Origin of the sequence: Rhizobium rhizogenes NBRC 13257, from assembly GCF_000696095.1 — a bacterium.
Classification (GTDB): domain Bacteria; phylum Pseudomonadota; class Alphaproteobacteria; order Rhizobiales; family Rhizobiaceae; genus Rhizobium; species Rhizobium rhizogenes.
This window is the reverse complement of sequence record NZ_BAYX01000003.1, coordinates 266,078-282,131: the sequence shown is the minus strand read 5'-3', so window position 1 is coordinate 282,131 and position 16,054 is coordinate 266,078. Positions and strand designations below refer to the sequence as shown.

15 protein-coding genes are annotated in these 16,054 nt (G+C 61.1%); 6 read left to right on the top strand and 9 right to left on the bottom strand.

Going from position 1 to position 16,054, the window contains the following annotated elements; all coding sequences use genetic code 11:
* Positions 1 to 2,196: an aldehyde oxidoreductase molybdenum-binding subunit PaoC gene (gene paoC, locus RRH01S_RS08230; RefSeq protein WP_042470849.1), complete on the top strand. Its 2,196-nt coding sequence runs from the start codon at positions 1 to 3 to the stop codon at positions 2,194 to 2,196.
* A gap of 210 nt (positions 2,197 to 2,406) precedes the next feature.
* A complete protein-coding gene (locus RRH01S_RS08225; RefSeq protein WP_042470846.1) occupies positions 2,407 to 3,192 on the top strand; it encodes a carboxymuconolactone decarboxylase family protein in 786 nt (261 codons plus the stop codon).
* 28 nt (positions 3,193 to 3,220) lie between these two features.
* Here RRH01S_RS08225 and RRH01S_RS08220 read toward each other — a convergent pair whose 3' ends face one another.
* Entirely contained in the window at positions 3,221 to 4,120 is a 900-nt protein-coding gene (locus tag RRH01S_RS08220; RefSeq protein ID WP_042470844.1) for a LysR family transcriptional regulator, read from the bottom strand.
* A gap of 137 nt (positions 4,121 to 4,257) precedes the next feature.
* On the opposite strand from RRH01S_RS08220, the gene RRH01S_RS08215 reads away from it, so the two are divergent.
* Positions 4,258 to 4,647 (top strand): (R)-mandelonitrile lyase, encoded by a 390-nt coding sequence (locus tag RRH01S_RS08215; RefSeq protein ID WP_042470842.1) that lies wholly within the window; start codon positions 4,258 to 4,260, stop codon positions 4,645 to 4,647.
* A 101-nt stretch (positions 4,648 to 4,748) separates the two neighbouring features.
* On the opposite strand, the gene RRH01S_RS08210 is transcribed toward RRH01S_RS08215, so the two are convergent.
* Positions 4,749 to 5,909: a multidrug effflux MFS transporter gene (locus RRH01S_RS08210; protein ID WP_234711666.1), complete on the bottom strand. Its 1,161-nt coding sequence runs from the start codon at positions 5,907 to 5,909 to the stop codon at positions 4,749 to 4,751.
* 251 nt (positions 5,910 to 6,160) lie between these two features.
* On the bottom strand, positions 6,161 to 7,156 hold the full coding sequence (locus RRH01S_RS08205; RefSeq protein WP_042470835.1) for an aldo/keto reductase: 996 nt from the start codon (positions 7,154 to 7,156) through the stop codon (positions 6,161 to 6,163).
* A gap of 169 nt (positions 7,157 to 7,325) precedes the next feature.
* Between RRH01S_RS08205 and RRH01S_RS08200 the strand changes: the two genes are divergently transcribed.
* The gene (locus RRH01S_RS08200) at positions 7,326 to 8,102 is read left to right on the top strand and encodes a transporter substrate-binding domain-containing protein (protein ID WP_042470831.1); all 777 of its coding nucleotides are present in this window, start codon (positions 7,326 to 7,328) and stop codon (positions 8,100 to 8,102) included.
* 129 nt (positions 8,103 to 8,231) lie between these two features.
* Here RRH01S_RS08200 and RRH01S_RS08195 read toward each other — a convergent pair whose 3' ends face one another.
* On the bottom strand, positions 8,232 to 9,335 hold the full coding sequence (locus RRH01S_RS08195; protein WP_042470828.1) for a saccharopine dehydrogenase family protein: 1,104 nt from the start codon (positions 9,333 to 9,335) through the stop codon (positions 8,232 to 8,234).
* 127 nt (positions 9,336 to 9,462) lie between these two features.
* Between RRH01S_RS08195 and RRH01S_RS08190 the strand changes: the two genes are divergently transcribed.
* Complete coding sequence (locus RRH01S_RS08190) at positions 9,463 to 9,894, top strand: Lrp/AsnC family transcriptional regulator (protein ID WP_042471167.1); 432 nt, start codon at positions 9,463 to 9,465, stop codon at positions 9,892 to 9,894.
* A 10-nt stretch (positions 9,895 to 9,904) separates the two neighbouring features.
* Here the strand turns inward: RRH01S_RS08190 and RRH01S_RS08185 are convergent, their stop codons facing one another.
* From RRH01S_RS08185 to RRH01S_RS08165, 5 genes are all read right to left on the bottom strand, one after another.
* A complete protein-coding gene (locus RRH01S_RS08185; protein WP_042470825.1) occupies positions 9,905 to 11,179 on the bottom strand; it encodes an NAD(P)/FAD-dependent oxidoreductase in 1,275 nt (424 codons plus the stop codon).
* A 109-nt stretch (positions 11,180 to 11,288) separates the two neighbouring features.
* Positions 11,289 to 12,410, bottom strand: coding sequence for an enolase C-terminal domain-like protein (locus RRH01S_RS08180; protein ID WP_042470822.1), 1,122 nt, complete (start codon positions 12,408 to 12,410; stop codon positions 11,289 to 11,291).
* 74 nt (positions 12,411 to 12,484) lie between these two features.
* Positions 12,485 to 13,264, bottom strand: a complete 780-nt coding sequence (locus RRH01S_RS08175; protein WP_042470819.1) for an amino acid ABC transporter ATP-binding protein — start codon at positions 13,262 to 13,264, stop codon at positions 12,485 to 12,487.
* Complete coding sequence (locus RRH01S_RS08170; RefSeq protein ID WP_042470816.1) at positions 13,261 to 13,923, bottom strand: amino acid ABC transporter permease; 663 nt, start codon at positions 13,921 to 13,923, stop codon at positions 13,261 to 13,263. Before RRH01S_RS08170 ends, RRH01S_RS08175 begins: the two co-directional genes overlap by 4 nt.
* A 67-nt stretch (positions 13,924 to 13,990) precedes the next feature.
* Positions 13,991 to 14,767, bottom strand: coding sequence for a transporter substrate-binding domain-containing protein (locus RRH01S_RS08165; RefSeq protein ID WP_306464980.1), 777 nt, complete (start codon positions 14,765 to 14,767; stop codon positions 13,991 to 13,993).
* Positions 14,768 to 15,095: 328 nt separating this feature from the next.
* Between RRH01S_RS08165 and RRH01S_RS08160 the strand changes: the two genes are divergently transcribed.
* Complete coding sequence (locus RRH01S_RS08160) at positions 15,096 to 16,013, top strand: LysR substrate-binding domain-containing protein (RefSeq protein WP_042470808.1); 918 nt, start codon at positions 15,096 to 15,098, stop codon at positions 16,011 to 16,013.
* Positions 16,014 to 16,054 lie beyond the last annotated feature (41 nt).

Sequence of the window (16,054 nt, the reverse complement as noted above, 5' to 3'; positions counted from 1 at the left end):
ATGAGATTCGACACACCAGCCACCACAAACCCGATCGACCAGCTGAAGGTCGTCGGCCAGCCCATCGAGCGTATCGACGGCCAGCTGAAAACAACGGGCACGGCCCGCTATGCCTATGAGCAGCACGATGTCGTGCCCAACCAGGCCTATGGTTATGTCGTCGGTTCCTCCATCGCCAAGGGGCGGATCACGTCCTACGATCTCGCCGAAGCGCGCGCGGCACCCGGCGTCATTACCATCGTGACGGCGGCCAATGCCGGCAAGCTCGGCAAGGGCCGTTTCAACACTGCCAAATTGCTGGGCGGGCCTGATATCGAACACTACCATCAGGCCGTTGCCCTTGTCGTCGCCGAGACCTTCGAACAAGCCCGCGCGGCGGCGCAGCTCGTTCGCATAGGCTACGCAGCGGAAATTGCCTCCTACGTGCTTGCCGGGGCAAAGGATAGGGCGGGGACATCGGACCGGGGCACACCCGATACCGCCGTCGGCGACTTTGCCGGGGCCTTCGCGGCAGCCCCCGTCAAGCTGGATGAAACCTACACCACACCCGACCACGCGCATGCGATGATGGAGCCGCATGCCTCGATCGCGGCGTGGACCGGCGACGATCTGACGCTGTGGACCTCGAACCAGATGATCAACTGGAGCAAGGGCGACGTGGCGACGACGCTCGGCATTGCACCGGACAAGGTTCGCCTGATCTCGCCCTTCATCGGCGGTGGCTTCGGCGGCAAGCTGTTCGTCCGCACGGATGCGATCCTTGCCGCGCTCGGCGCGCGTGCCGCCCGCCGGCCGGTCAAGGTGGCGCTGACGCGGCCGTTCATGTTCAACAACACCACGCATCGCCCGGCAACGATCCAGAGGATCCGGATCGGCGCAACGCCGGACGGCAAGATTACCGCGATCGGCCATGAGGGCTGGTCCGCCAATCTGGAGGGCGGCGGGCCTGAGAACGCCGTGCAGCAGACGCGGCTGCTCTATGCCGGCGCCAACCGGATGACGGCAACGCGCCTTTCCATTCTCAACCTTCCGGAAGGCAACGCCATGCGCGCGCCGGGCGAGGCACCGGGCCTGATGGCGCTCGAGATCGCCATGGACGAGATGGCGGAGAAGCTCGGTCTCGATCCGGTCCAGTTCCGCATCCTCAACGACACGCAGGTCGATCCGGAAAACCCGGAGCGTCCTTTCTCGCAACGTCGATTGATCGAATGCCTGCAAACCGGCGCCGACCGCTTTGGGTGGAACGACCGCAATGCCAGGCCCGGCAGCCGGCGCGACGGACGCTGGCTCATAGGAATGGGCGTCGCCGTCGGTTTCCGCAACAACCTGCTGATGAAGTCCGGCGCGCGCGTCCGGCTCGATAGCCGTGGCGTCGTCACCGTAGAGACCGACATGACCGACATCGGCACCGGAACCTACACCATCATCGCCCAGACGGCTGCCGAGATGATGGGCCTGCCCATGCACAAGGTCGAGGTCCGGCTGGGAGATTCCTCCTTCCCCGTCTCCGCCGGTTCCGGCGGGCAATGGGGCGCCAACAACTCCACCTCGGGCGTCTATGCCGCCTGCGTGAAGCTGCGCGAAGCAGTGGCCCAGAAGCTGGGCTTCAATTCGGCCGATATCGTCTTTGCCGATGAGCAGGTCCGCTCGGGCAACCGATCCGTTCCGCTCACAGAAGCCGCCGGCGACGGGCTGGTCGGGGAGGATAGCATCGAATACGGCGATCTCGACAAGACCCACCAGCAATCGACCTTCGGCGCCCACTTCGTCGAGGTCGGCGTCGATATGGCGACCGGCGAGACACGCGTCCGGCGTATGCTGGCCGTCTGCGCGGCGGGGCGCATCCTCAATCCGATCACAGCGCGCAGCCAAGTGATCGGCGCGATGACGATGGGCGTCGGCGGGGCACTGACGGAGGAACTCGCCGTCGACACGACAAGGGGCTTCTTCGTCAACCATGATCTCGCGGGCTACGAGGTGCCTGTCCATGCCGACATCCCGCATCAAGACGTCATCTTCCTCGACGAGACCGACCCAATGTCATCGCCGATGAAGGCCAAGGGCGTCGGCGAACTCGGCCTTTGCGGCGTCGCCGCCGCCATCGCCAACGGCATCTACAATGCAACCGGCGTCAGGGTGCGTCATTATCCCATTACCCTCGACAAACTCATCCACGACCTACCCGAGATGAGCTGACCGACCCTTCGGACAGGCGGCGGAAAGCTTCTGCTGCCTGTCCTTTCTCCAACAGCAGACCTGCGGCCGTGAGGCTGTCGGCCCACTCATGAACTGGTCGCATAAGCCCATGCGGTCCGGGCGATATAATCGCGGGATCGGGCGCGCGCTATACTGCTCGGCGGAACGGACGGAGCAGGATATCCGGACACCCAACGAAAGGACTTGTCGATGAAGCATCTTATGGCCACCGCCGTAATCATGGGACTGCCTGCACTGGCCTTGGCCCAATCAGAACAATCAACAAATAGGTTCGACATGCCGACGACATCGATCGAGGAAATGAAAGCCGTCTCTCCTGCCCTGGAACATTATGCTAGAGAACGGCTTGCCGCCGATCTGTGGAAGCGCACGGACCTCAACCCACGCGACCGGAGCCTCGTTACAGTGGCCGCGCTCATTGCCATCGGCCAGTCGGGCGAGCTGCCGCAATATATGGGTATGGCCTTGGAGAACGGCGTGAAGCCGGCCGAGATTTCCGAGACCATCACCCATCTCGCCTTCTATACCGGCTGGCCGAATGCGATGTCGGCGCTCAAGGTCGCCAGGCATGTCTTCCAGAGCCACGGCATCGGCGCCGACCAGCTTCCGCCGGCCCAGGATGCCACCCTCCCCCTGAACGAAGAGGCGGAAACACGGCGGGTCGCGATGGTCGATCAAGCATTGGGGCCGGACTTCAAGGATCTGGCGGGATATACGACTGACGTCCTGTTCAAGGACCTGTGGCTACGCCCGGCGCTTGCGCCGCGTGACCGCAGCCTTGTGACGATCAGCGCCCTGGTCGCTACCGGCCGCGTCGCCCAGCTTACAGGCCACACCAATATCGGCATGAACAACGGCCTGACGAAGCAGGAAATTTCCGGCGTAGTCACGCATCTGGCATTCTATTCCGGTTGGCCGAACGCGATGTCGACAGCACCGGTTGTGAGGAAAGTATTCGAAGAACGCGGAAGCTGACCCGGATACCAGATCGTCCGAATCAAGCCTACCCTCGGTCCCGATAGCGCAGCGCCTCCACCAGCAATGCGAAGGCGGCCGAGGGCTGGCGCCGGCTCGGGTAATAGAGATGATAACCTGGAAAGGGCGAACACCAGTCATCGAGCACGCACAACAACCTGCCGTCCGCAAGATGCTTCCTGACATGGTCCTCCATGACGAAAGCCAGACCGAAGCCGGCGGTCGCCGCGCGGACGATCATCTCGACATTGTTGAAGGCGAGCTGTCCTTCGACACGCACCCGCACCTCGCGCCCATCCTTCTCCAACTCCCAGGCGTAAAGACCACCGGCGCTGCGCAGGCGTAGATTGATGCATCGATGGTCGGCCAGATCCTGCGGCACAAGCGGGATTTTTCTCTGCTTGAAATAGGCGGGCGAGCCGACCACAATCATGCGGATATCGGGGCTGATGCGTGTCGCGATCATATCCTTGGCGAGCGCCTCGCCAAGCCGAACCCCGGCATCGAAACGCTCCGTGACGATATCGGTGAACCCGGAATCGATGCTGAGCTCGACATGGATATCCGGATAATTAGGCAGAAATTTCTCAAGCGTCGGCCACAAGACGGTGTTGGCGGCATGTTCGGAGGTGGTGATGCGGATCGTACCGGCTGGCTTCTCGCGCAATTCGCCGAGCGAGGAGAGTTCCGTGCCGATACTGTCGAGCGCCGGCTTCAACGTGGCAAGCAGCCGCTCCCCGGCTTCGGTCGGCGCGAGGCTGCGGGTGGTGCGGGTCAACAGGCGCACGCCAACCCGCGTTTCCAGCCGCCGGATGGTATGGCTCAATGCGGATTGGGAGGTGCCGAGCTTGGCGGCGGCACGGGTAAAGCTCCGCTCCTCGGCCACGATCAGAAAGGCATTGAGATCGACCAGTTCCTCGCGTCGCATTCATGAACTCCAGACATGACTACATGCGACTTATAGTGGCTAATTGTCGGAATGTCCCGCGACTAAACTGGTTTTGCGATTTTTGGAGGCTGGCAGCCATCAACGCAGCCGGCCGTTTCATTGCAAGGAAACTGAAGATGCAGATCAAACACAGCGGCGCGCAGCCTTCGCGAAAGGGACCCGAGGACTACTTCACCGGGGCCGTACGCGTCGACGCACCGTTCAGCGGCAGCGGCAATCTGAGCGGAGGAACCGTCACCTTCGAGCCGGGCGCGCGAACCGCATGGCACACACATCCGCTTGGCCAGACGCTGCTGGTGGTGTCCGGTATCGGCCGGGTTCAGCGGGAAGGCGGACCTGTCGAGGACATCCGCCCCGGCGATATCGTCTGGTTCGAGCCCGGCGAAAAGCACTGGCACGGCGCCGCGCCTGATTGCGCGATGTCGCATGTCGCCATCGTCGAAATGCTGGATGGCAAGGCCGTCGACTGGATGGAGAAGGTCACCGACGGGGAGTATGGCGGCTGACGGCACAATTCGACGAAGCGTGAAGAAGATCAGCCTCGGGTGCAGTAGCGCCCGCGGCTGATTTTTTGTTTTCGCTCGATAGCGATGCGGATTGATGTCGATCAGATCTTCCGGCTTGAGGCAAGCGACCGTGCGCAAACGAAGCTGCCGATCCCGGCAAGGGCGATCACCCAGCCCATTGGCCAGGGCGTGCCGTCGGCAAAGGTGCCGACCAGTGCCGAGCCGAAGATGCCGCTGCCGTAATGGAGCGCACCGACCAGGGCGGACACGGTGCCGGCACGTTCCGGGAAATCGGTCAGCGCGCCGGCAATCGAGTTGGCGACGATGAAGCCGGTTGCGGAGATGAACAGGAAGAGCGGCACGACCAGGCCCCAGAGCCCACCCCAATCCGTCCATGCCGCCATGGCAAGCACGACGCCGGAAAGCGCGGCGGCGGCACTGCCATGGAGCAGCAGGCGGTCGCCGCCGAAGCGGGACACCAGCCGCGAATTCGCGATATTGGCGATCATGATCCCGACAATGCCGATGGCGAATAGCAGACCATAAAGCCCGGTCGGCACATGATGATAGGTGATATAGGCAAAGGGCGTGCCGGCAATGTAGGCGTAGATGCCGCCATAGAGGAAGCCGCCGGTGCCCGCATAGCCGAGCAGGCGGCGATGACGCAGAAGCGTACCATATCCGATAATCGCGCGCCCAAGCGGCTGGAGGTTACGCCGCTCGGCCGGCAATGTCTCCGGCAGCGTGAAGAGCGCCGCAAGGGTCAGCAGCCCAACACCTACCAGTGTCCAGAAGATTGCCCGCCATCCGGCAAACGCAAGGATCTGCCCACCCACGACCGGCCCCAGCAAGGGCGCGATCGCCATCACGGTCATCAGCGTCGACATCATCTGCGCCGCACGGCTGCCTTCGTAGAGATCGCGCACCATCGCCCGCGACAGCACGACCCCGGCACAGGCCCCGACCGCCTGCACGATACGCCAGCCGATCATTGTCGAGGCGCTGCCGGCCATGGCGCATCCGGCCGAACCGATGACGAACAACACGAGCCCGATCGCCACCGGCAGGCGACGGCCGTAACGGTCGCCGACCGGACCCCAGAGAAGCTGCCCGAGGCTGAAACCGATGAGGAAGCCGGAAATCGTCAACTCGATGGCGCCCGTGTCGGCACCGAGATCCCGGCCCATCGCCGGCATGGCGGGGAGATAGAGATCCGTCGAGATCGATGCGAAGCCCATGAGCGCGCTCAGGACCGCGAGCACACGCCATCCGTGGCTTGCGGCCCCAACGATCTTTCCCGTGTCTGGAGCATCTGCAACGGGAGAGCCGGCAGTTCCTGTTGTTAACTTGACTGCGGTTTTCGCCTGGTTGGGCATCGGGTTACAGTTCCTGTGCGATCGAGAGGAAGACAGTGCCGTTGATGTGCTCAAACCCGGCATGCTTCAATCTTGAAAAGGATGGAGCCCGCGCGGCAGGCGCACGGGCTCGGATCACAATAGGGATTGCTGGCGTCTCAGAGACCGACGGTCTTCAGCAGGTGCTCGGGATAGCGCTCGCCCTCAACGCCGATCTCGGCTGCAGCAAGCTGGATCCGCGTCAGATCGTCCGACGTCAGTTCGATATCGGCGGCAGCGAGGTTTTCCTCCAGCCGGTGCAGCTTCGTGGTGCCGGGGATCGGCACGATCCAGGACTTCTGCGCCAGGAGCCAGGCAAGGGCGATCTGGGCGGTTGTCGCACTCTTTGCTTCGGCGATGGTCTTGAGCAGGTCGATCAAGGCCTGATTCTTCTCCATTGCCTCCGGCGTGAAGCGCGGCAGGATCTTGCGGAAGTCGTTCTCGCTGAGCTTGGTGTCCTTGCCCATCGCACCAGTCAGGAAGCCCTTGCCGAGTGGGCTGTAGGCGACCAGGCCGATGCCGAGCTCTTCGCAGGCCTCAAGGATACCGTTGGTCTCCGGTCCGCGGGTCCAGAGCGAATATTCGTTCTGCAGCGCCGTGATCGGCTGTACGGCATGCGCGCGGCGAACCGTCTGCGCGCCGGGCTCCGACAGACCAAAATGCTTGACCTTGCCCTCGGCGATCAGCTCCTTGACCGTACCGGCAACATCCTCGATCGGCACGTTGGGATCGACGCGATGCTGGTAGAGAAGATCGATGACCTCGACGCCCAGCCGCTTGAGCGAGGCTTCGGCTACCTTGCGGATGTTTTCCGGCCGACTGTCCAGGCCGTTCGACTTCCTGGTCTCCGGATCGATCGCGAAGCCGAATTTCGTTGCGATCACCACTTGATCGCGGACCGGCGCCAGCGCCTCGCCGACCATCTCCTCGTTGGTGAACGGGCCGTAGACCTCCGCGGTATCGAAGAAGGTGACGCCGCGCTCAACCGCCTGGCGGATCAGCGTGACGCCTTCCTGCGTGCCCAGTGCATGACCGTAGCCGAAGTTCAAGCCCATGCAGCCGAAGCCGATGGCCGAAACTTCGAGACCGCTTTTGCCAAGTGTACGCTTTTTCATTGTTCTTCCTCTTGCGCCCACCCGTCGTGAGCGCTCAATTGTTATGATGAGGAGAAAATAGGCCGCGCCGTGCGTCGCGATTAGTCGGCGGAATTGGCATGACGTTATGTTCCCAGTTCATGAATGCTTCATGAGATTGCATGAGGCACATGCAGAGAAAGAGAGAGCAATGAAGAGAGCGTATTTCCTGGCGACTATGTTCGCGGCGCTGAATTTGACAGCGAACATGGCCGTCGCCGAAGATGGCGCGCTGGCGGAGATCCAGAAGGCAGGCGTGATCAAGATCGGCACGACGGGCGACTACAAGCCTTTCAGCTACAAAGGCGCGGACGGCAGCTTGACCGGTGCGGATATAGCCATGGGCAAGGATCTGGCGACGAGCCTCAACGTCAAGCCGGAATTCGTGATGACGACATGGAAGACCATGCTGGACGATTTCAAGGCCGGCAAGTTCGACGTCGCGCTGGGCGGCATCACGGTCAATCCCGCGCGCGCCGAAGTCGGCGATTTTTCCGTGCCCAACGTCAGCGACGGCAAGCGCCCGATCGCCCGCTGCGCAGACAAGGACAAATATGCAACGCTGGAGGCGATCGACCAGCCTTCCGTGCGCGTGATCGTCAATCCGGGCGGCACCAACGACAAGTTCGCCCATGAGCATTTCTCCAAGGCGCCGATCGAGGAATTTGCGGACAACAAGGCAATCTTCGACGAGATCGCGGCTGACAAGGCCGACGTCATGATCACCGACGGCATAGAGGTGGATATTCAATCCAAGCTGCATCCCGGCGTGCTGTGCCCTGTTGCGGTCAAGGAGCCCTTCACCCATTTCGACAATGCCTATCTGCTGCGCAAGGATCCCGCATTGAAGGCGGCCGTGGACGCATTTATGCGCAAGCAGCTGGACAGTGGCGATTGGAAGAAGAAGCTCGACGCCGCGATCCAGTGAAAATGCCCAGGTCGTCTCAAGCCCTATTTTGTGCAGTGACCGCGTACTACGAAGGGAAGACGACCGTCTTCCCTTCGCCAGTGCCTGCAATGTAATCGCCGATAACGTCTACCGGCAATTTCTTGTCGTTCAGCTTGCCATCTTCCGCGTATCCGCCGCCTGCTCGTAATAATGGCCGAACTGGCTCTTCAGGAACAGGTCGAGCCCGATATCCTCCTGGCGGACAAAACCGCGATTGGGCAGATGTCCGTGGCTAAGCATGTCGAGCACCGCGCAAATGCTCGACGCAGTGGTGATCTGGATGGCGCTCATCGGGCGGCCGGCAACCACCGCGCTATAGACCTTGTTCGCATAGGTTTCCTGCACGAGGCGGCCGTTTCTCCAGCCGGAAACGGTGACGAAAATGATGACGACGTCCTGCAGGGTGGACGGCAAGGAATGCTCGAGGATGTCCTTCAGGACTTCGCGGCGATGACGCAGGCCGAGGTCGTTCAGAAGCGCTTTCATGATCGCCGCATGCCCCGGATAGCGGATCGTGCGATAGTTCAGCGTCCTGACCTTGCCCTCCAGCGTTTCGCAAAGGGTGCCGAGCCCACCGGACGTGTTGAAGGCCTCGTAGGTAACGCCATCCAGTGAGAATTCTTCCCGCTCTTCCATCGCCGGAACCTGAACGAGCTTCCCCTCGACGATCGCCTCGCATGGCTCGATATACTCGTTGATGACACCGTCGGTGCTCCAGGTGAGATTATAGTTCAGGGCATTGGACGGGTATTGCGGCAGTGCGCCGACACGCAGGCGAACGCTGTCGAGGCTGTCGAAACGGCTGGCGAGGTCGTTGGCGACGATCGAGATGAATCCCGGCGCAAGTCCGCATTGCGGAATGAAGGCGGTGTTTGCAGTTTGGGCAATGGCCTTGACCCGTCTGGTCGAGGCGACATCCTCGGTCAGATCGAGATAGTGAACGCCGGCCTTTGCCGCGGCTTCCGCGATGGCTATCGTCAGATGGAAGGGGGCGGCGCTGAGAACGGCAAAGCTGCCGGAAAGAACTGCGGTGAGCGCCGAGGCGTCCGTAATGTCGACCTGGGCGACGCTTAGCACTGCACTCGTCTCGATTTGCGCAAGATGTTCGTCGCTGCGGTCTACGACCGTCACGCGGTATTCGCCGGAATGAACAAGCAGGCGGGCAATCGTCGATCCGATCTTGCCAGCGCCGATGACAACGATGTTTTTCATATCAGTTCCCAAACAGTGATCGTAATTTTTATACTTTTTTTATTCTCGACAGCTTGGTTGATTCACAGCGCTGGAATGATAGAAATGAACGATAGTTTCCTACAATATGCCGTTGGATTTGATCAAAATGACGTTATCGGAAAAAGACCGGCAGCTCCTGTCCTTCCTCAGCGAAAATGCCCGGATTTCGACGGCGACGCTCGCCCGCAAACTCGGGCTGTCGCGCACGACCGTGCAGGCGAAAATCGAGCGCCTTGAGCGCGATGGCGTGATTGCGGGCTACGGTGTTCGTCTATCGGATGACTTCGAAAGCGGCCTCGTGAAAGCGCATGTGCTGATCACATTGACGGCAAAAATGCTCGGCCGCGTGACGCAGGAATTGCAGACGATCCCTCACGTCCGGTCGGTCTATTCCGTCAGCGGCAGCTTCGATCTGATCGCGATTATCGCCGCCGCGTCGATCAGCGAACTGGACAAGGTGATCGACAGGATCGGCGAGATGGATGGCGTCGAGAAAACGCTGTCATCGATCATTTTGTCGACACGCATCGATCGCTGACGGCGAGGCGCTATCGGAAGCGTGACGCCGCAAAAGGCCCGATGTCGATCGTTGGCGCCCACTTGGAAAATGAGGCTGCCACCAGCTCTCCGGTTTTCGGGCCGGCTGCCAAGCCGACATGGCCGTGGCCGAAGGCGTGCATGACGTCCGCTGTCGCGCTTGAGCGCGAGATGACGGGCAGGCCGTCGGGCGTCGAGGGGCGATTGCCCTGCCAGCGCAAAACAGTCAGGTCCTCCGAGCTGTTCCCGAGATCCGGATAGGTGCTGAGAAGCTGCCGCAGCAAGATATCCGCCCGCCTCCAGTCCGGTGCGGCATCGACGCTGGCAAGCTCCACCTGCCCCGATGCCCGCAGCCGGCCGGGCATCATGGTATTGGCCATCTTGCCGTCGCTCGGCATGATCGGAATGCGCAGCCCCGCCTTCGGATCGACGACCTCGACGTGATAGCCTCGCTCGCTTTCAAGCGGGATGCGATCGCCAACCATTTTCGCCAGCGCTTTCGACCGGATCCCCGCCGCGATGACGGCGCCGTCGCATTCGATCGGACCGGCATCGGTATCGACAGCCGTGAGGCGACCGTCCTTTATCCTGAAGCCGGTTGCGCCTGCCTTCACCAGTCGAGCGCCTTTGCCAAGCGCGCGCTGCACTAGCAACGAAACATAGGCGCCGGGATCCACGCAATGCCCACCAGCCTCAACGAACGCGGCAAATGTATAGCGCCGATTGAGAGAGGGTTCGAAAGCATGCAGCTCCTCGCCCGACAGCTCCCGCCATGCAACGCTATTGTCGCGCCGCAGCCCCCAGGCGAAAGCATCAGCCTCAAAACTTGCCCGGTCGGGATAGACATAGAGCAGGCCGTCCTGCCGGATCATATCCGCCTGTCCGCAATCGGCTGCGATGGCGCGATGGCGCATCGGCGCGTCCGACAGCAGCGAGGACAGGATTTTCGCCGTTCGCTGCACCTTGGCGAGCGTTGAGCCGGCACTGAGGAAACGCAGCAGCCACGGCGTAAGCGGCAGAAGATGTTTCCAGCGGATGGTCAGCGGCCCTTCAGGATCGAGAAGGTAAGCCGGCACTTTCTTCCACAAGCCCGGAACGGACATGGGGATGATCGAGGCCGGACTGAGGAAAGCTCCGTTGCCATAGCTCGCCGCCTGCCTATCGCCTGGCTCGCCGGGCTCGATGATCGTCACACGATGCCCGTCCTTCAGCAGCGCGAGCGCGCTGCAGGCGCCAACGATGCCACATCCGATGACGGCGATGTGCTTTGGGGCGGTGTTCGGCATTCTGGTTTCCTGATTTTGCGGCGATGCTTGCAACGTCTCTTCTGTCCGGCTAGGTCAGCCGATCTTAGGAGACGCGCACTGAGCTTGATGAGAGATGGGTCTCCCCCTCTCATCGCTCGGCAAGAATGCGAGCATTGCCGCGAAGCGATGCCTCGCTGACACTGATGCCAAGCCCAGGACCGTCGGGTACGATCACGCACCCGTTGTCGTTCGCAATACGCTCCTCCAGAACATCTTCCGTCAGGACGTGATGCGGCATGTAGAATTCGCAACCCAGCGAAACGCCCGGTGTCGCCGCTATGAACTGGGTGCCGGCTGCCAGTGCGACGCCTCCCTCCCAGAGCGTGCCGCCATAGCCGGGTATATGCGCGGTATCAGCGATTGCCATCAGCGCCTGAGACTTGAGAATACCGCCCGCCTTCATCAGTTTGACGGAGATTGCATCTGCCGCACCCAAGCGGATGATGACCATCAGGTCGCGAGGGTTGAAGCAGCTCTCGTCGGCCAGGATCGGCGTGTCGAGCGCATCGGCAAATGAGGTCATTGCCTGCAGGCAATCGCGCGGCACCGGCTGTTCGATGAAGGTGGGACGAAACCGGTCGACGTCGCGCAGAATGGAAATCGCACCGAAGGGCTGAAGCGCCTGATTGTAGTCGAGCCGCAGGTCGATGCCGTCGCCGAAGGCGTCGCGCATCGCTTCCAGATGCGCCATGTCCTCGGCATGCGGCTTTACCCCGGTCTTGACCTTGAAGATGGTATTGCCCTTCGGCACCATCTCATGCATCCGCGCCATGTCGGCTTCGAAATCCGGATCGGCGATCGAAAAGGAGAGCGGGATCTTATCACGGACGCGACCTCCGAGAAGATCGGCGATCGACAGACCGCTGGACTTGCCCAGGATGTCGAACATGGCGGTTTCGATTGCAAGCTTGGCCTCGCCATGGCCGACGAGTGCCCGGTCCATCGCGATCGTCAGCTTGCGGATTTCCTTGATGGGTGCGCCGATGACCAGAGAGCGCAGATAGATATCGATGGCGGCAAAGGCGCCTTCCGCCGTACCGGTAAAAACCTCCCAAGGAGCGGCTTCGCCCCAGCCTATGATGCCCGAAGACGAGGTGAGTTTGACCAATACCCGCTTGACGGCGCCCTTGACATTCCCCACCCCTTGAAGCCGTGCCATCTTGATGGGGCTTTCGATGAGGTAGACGCTAAGATGCTCGATACGTTCCATGTCCGGTCTCCGAATTCTGTTTGATCCACGACCGTGCAGCCTTTGCTGGCCAAGGTCGGTGTGCGGATCGAGGCTTAGTGCGATGCGTTGCCCTGGTGGAAATGACTGAGGAAGGCTCTGGTCGCCTCCATCTTTGGATGGTCGATCGTTTCCCGCGCCGGGCCATCCTCAACGACGACGCCGTCGCGCATGAAGACAAGACGGTCCGCAACTTCGCGGGCAAAGGCGATCTCGTGGGTGACGATCACCATCGTCATGCCGTCGGCGGCAAGCTTCTGTATCGTCGAGAGAACTTCTCTGACGAGTTCAGGATCCAAAGCCGAGGTTGCCTCGTCGAACAGCATCACCTTAGGCTCCATCGCCAGTGCGCGTGCGATGGCAACCCGTTGCTTCTGTCCTCCCGAGAGCGTGTTCGGCATCTGCTCGGCGCGATCCGCCAGCCCGACCTTCTCCAGCTGGGCCATGGCAAGGCTGCGGGCGGTGCCACGATCAAGCTTGCGGACATGGACCGGCGCTTCCATCACGTTCTGCAGAACGGTCATATGGGGAAAGAGATTGAAATTCTGGAACACCATGCCGGTCCGCGACCGGAAGTCCGCCAGCGCTTTCGTCCGTGGCGGCTGATGTCCCTGTCCGAAGAAAAAGGAAGTGCTGCCGACCCTGATGGCGCCATCGTCCGGGACGACCAGAAGGTTGATACAGCGCAGCAGCGTGGATTTTCCCGATCCGGAAGGACCGATCAGCGCGACAACCCGACCGGCCTCGACGCTGAAGTTGATGTTCTTGAGGACCTCCAGCGGGCCGAAGCTCTTGCGAAGAGCCGTGACTTCGATCTTTGGCACAGTATCGCTCATCGATTGGCTCCGAATTTTCTTTCGCGGTGACGCACGTATAGGGTCAGCGGGAACAGGATCACGAAGTAGGCGACGGCGACGGCCGTGTAGGATTCGAGCGGGCGGTAACTGTCATGCGCGATCATCTGCCCCTGATAGACCAAGTCCGGCACGGCAAGCACGGAGACCAGCGAGGTGTTCTTGAACTGCATGATCGACTGGTTCATCAACGCCGGCACCATGCGCCTGAGTGCTTGCGGCAGGATGATACGCCGCATGGCGAGCCCGGGCGTCATTCCGAGAGCCGCTGCCGCTTCCGACTGACCCAGATCGATGGAGACGATGCCGCCGCGGATAATCTCGGCATAGAACGAACCGCCGTAGCACGACAAGCCAAGCAACGAGGCCGTTATCGGCGTCATCTCGATCCCGGCAAGGATCGGCAGCGCGTAGTAAAACCAGATGAGCTGGACGAGGATCGGAGTACAGCGAAAAACCTCGATGAAGGCGAGCGAGACGCCTCTTGCCAGCCGGAAGCGTGACAGAAGACACATCGCAGCCACCAGGCCGATCAGCAGCCCGCCTACGACGATCGCAACTGTGAAGCCGACCGTGACGCCGAGCCCCTGAAGCAGCACCCACCGGTAGCCCCAGAGTATGGAAAAATCCCATTCGTACATGGAGAAATCCCGCGTTTAGAATAAGGAGCACGCAGAGATATGCCCTGCGGGCCGCGATGGTAACGCGTCAGATTTCGAATCCGGCCGGGAAACTACTTTCCGTCACGCCCACCAGTGCCATGTTGCGGATGATTGCTGCTTTGATGAAGCCATTATCCCGGTGCTCGCTAATCCAGTGATCGACGAGCTGACGCCAGGACTGATCTTCTTCCCGACGGAAGCCGGCATTCGATGTGGTGAAATCCACGGGGGTCGGGACGACGAGTTCGCCGATTGCGGGATTCTTAGCCCGCAGCGTCAGCGCCAGGACCATGACGAGGCACTGAGCGTCGATGCGGCCGGCCTGAAGGGCAGCGGTCACGTCGCTTGCAGTCTTCAGACGCGAAATCTGAGCATTGGGCGCGTGACGGGTCACAGCTGCGTCATGCGACGATCCGGCATCAACGCCAATTCGCATTTCCGGGTTGTTGAACTCATCCCAGGTCTTCGCCGTGACCGATTTCTTGGCAATCAAGGTGAAGGAGTTCTTGAACACCGGGCCGGAAAAATCGATGACCTTCTGGCGCTCTGGCGTCGGGTTCAGGCCGAAGAACACATCGCTCTTGTCCGCCTGCAGATCGAGGACGGAGTTACCCCAGGTGGTCTCGAGGATCGACAGCTTCAGACCGAGGTCATCGGCCAGCTTCTGGCAGATATCGACGTAGAATCCGCGCCATTGCCCGTCGGCCAGGCCCTTTTGATAATATGGCGCGCCATCGGCGATGCCGCCTATGCGCAGCACGCCCGAAGCCTTGACGCGCTCAAGCGAGCTTGCCGTCTGCGCGCGTGCCGGAAGTGAAGCCAAACCGGCCGAAGCTCCGATTGCAGTTGCGCCAATGAGTTTTCCAAATGCTCTACGCGTAATCATAAAATTCCCCTCTATCTTTTTGTGGTCGTTGTCGTCCCGATGCGAGCAAGCCTTGTCGTGGCTACAAGGCGGTTCTCATCCCGTCTGCTTTTCCGTCAGTCGAGATTTCCGGCTGGCGAAGCCTTGCCTTTGCCGCGAGCATTCAGCCCTCACGTTGCATATTCAACCGACCATTAATGACGGATGGGGCTACGGAATGTAAAACTTGAAAAAATAGGTTCGTCATGACTATTTGTCATGATGAAATTCTGCGAGCCAATGAAACATGCGTCGCTTCCTTCCTTCATTATCAGCCCTGCAGGCGTTCGAGGCCGCGGCTCGCCACATGAGCTTTACGAAGGCAGGGGAGGAACTTGCCATCACCCAGAGCGGCGTCAGCCGTCAGGTTCATAGTTTGGAGCACTATCTCGGCGTCCGGCTCTTCGAGCGCTCCGGATCGCGGCTGGTGCTGACCGATCCGGGGGTCAAATATTTCCAAGAGATCGAACAGACGCTCAACAAACTTGAGGAGGTCTCCATTGATGTCGTGCGCGGGCGCAAGGCAGATGCATCGCTGATGATCGGCGCCTATCCCACACTTGCGGCACGATGGCTCGCACCCCGGCTCGAAGGCTTCGTACAGGGAAATCCCGATATGCCGATCGAGATCATGCTGGTCGATCCCAAGCTGGATTTCGACCATAGCCGGATCGATATCGCCATCCTGCGAGGTGTCGGCTCCTGGCGGAATGCACGCGCCTCCTTGCTGTTTCCCGAGGAGCTTGCCGTCGTCGCCTCCCCGAAGCTGATCCCGACGACGACGAAGCTCGACTGGCTCGATTTCGCCCGGTTTCCCACGCTTCAGAATGCCAGCAGGCCGAGCCTCTGGCTCAACTGGCTGCGGGCCGCCAATCTGAGCTATAGCGGCGCCATCCAGGGGGTCCGCTTTGCCCATAGCGAGATGCTGATCAACGCCGCCGTCAGCGGTCTCGGGCTTGCAGTGGTGCCGGTGCAATATGTCGAGCGGGAACTGGAGAGCGGCGAATTACATTTGCCGCTCGGAAAGCCGGTTCGCTCCAGCGAATCCTATTGGGCCGTCTATTCGGAGCGCAAGTCGCAAAAGCACAGCGTCATCGCATTCCGCGACTGGCTACTGCATGAGAGCCGGAAAAGCCGCCAAGTGACGGGTGGGACTGCGGCGTAACAACACCCCGGCCTGTCCTTGACCGCACTGCCTTTTTCTCT

Excerpts from the sequence above, each read along its gene's own strand:
- paoC (WP_042470849.1), top strand. The coding sequence starts at position 1 with ATGAGATTCGACACACCAGCCACCACAAACCCGATCGACCAGCTGAAG.
- RRH01S_RS08225 (WP_042470846.1), top strand. The coding sequence starts at position 2,407 with ATGAAGCATCTTATGGCCACCGCCGTAATCATGGGACTGCCTGCACTG.
- RRH01S_RS08220 (WP_042470844.1), bottom strand. The coding sequence starts at position 4,120 with ATGCGACGCGAGGAACTGGTCGATCTCAATGCCTTTCTGATCGTGGCC.
- RRH01S_RS08215 (WP_042470842.1), top strand. The coding sequence starts at position 4,258 with ATGCAGATCAAACACAGCGGCGCGCAGCCTTCGCGAAAGGGACCCGAG.
- RRH01S_RS08205 (WP_042470835.1), bottom strand. The coding sequence starts at position 7,156 with ATGAAAAAGCGTACACTTGGCAAAAGCGGTCTCGAAGTTTCGGCCATC.
- RRH01S_RS08200 (WP_042470831.1), top strand. The coding sequence starts at position 7,326 with ATGAAGAGAGCGTATTTCCTGGCGACTATGTTCGCGGCGCTGAATTTG.
- RRH01S_RS08195 (WP_042470828.1), bottom strand. The coding sequence starts at position 9,335 with ATGAAAAACATCGTTGTCATCGGCGCTGGCAAGATCGGATCGACGATT.
- RRH01S_RS08190 (WP_042471167.1), top strand. The coding sequence starts at position 9,463 with ATGACGTTATCGGAAAAAGACCGGCAGCTCCTGTCCTTCCTCAGCGAA.
- RRH01S_RS08185 (WP_042470825.1), bottom strand. The coding sequence starts at position 11,179 with ATGCCGAACACCGCCCCAAAGCACATCGCCGTCATCGGATGTGGCATC.
- RRH01S_RS08180 (WP_042470822.1), bottom strand. The coding sequence starts at position 12,410 with ATGGAACGTATCGAGCATCTTAGCGTCTACCTCATCGAAAGCCCCATC.
- RRH01S_RS08175 (WP_042470819.1), bottom strand. The coding sequence starts at position 13,264 with ATGAGCGATACTGTGCCAAAGATCGAAGTCACGGCTCTTCGCAAGAGC.
- RRH01S_RS08170 (WP_042470816.1), bottom strand. The coding sequence starts at position 13,923 with ATGTACGAATGGGATTTTTCCATACTCTGGGGCTACCGGTGGGTGCTG.
- RRH01S_RS08160 (WP_042470808.1), top strand. The coding sequence starts at position 15,096 with ATGCGTCGCTTCCTTCCTTCATTATCAGCCCTGCAGGCGTTCGAGGCC.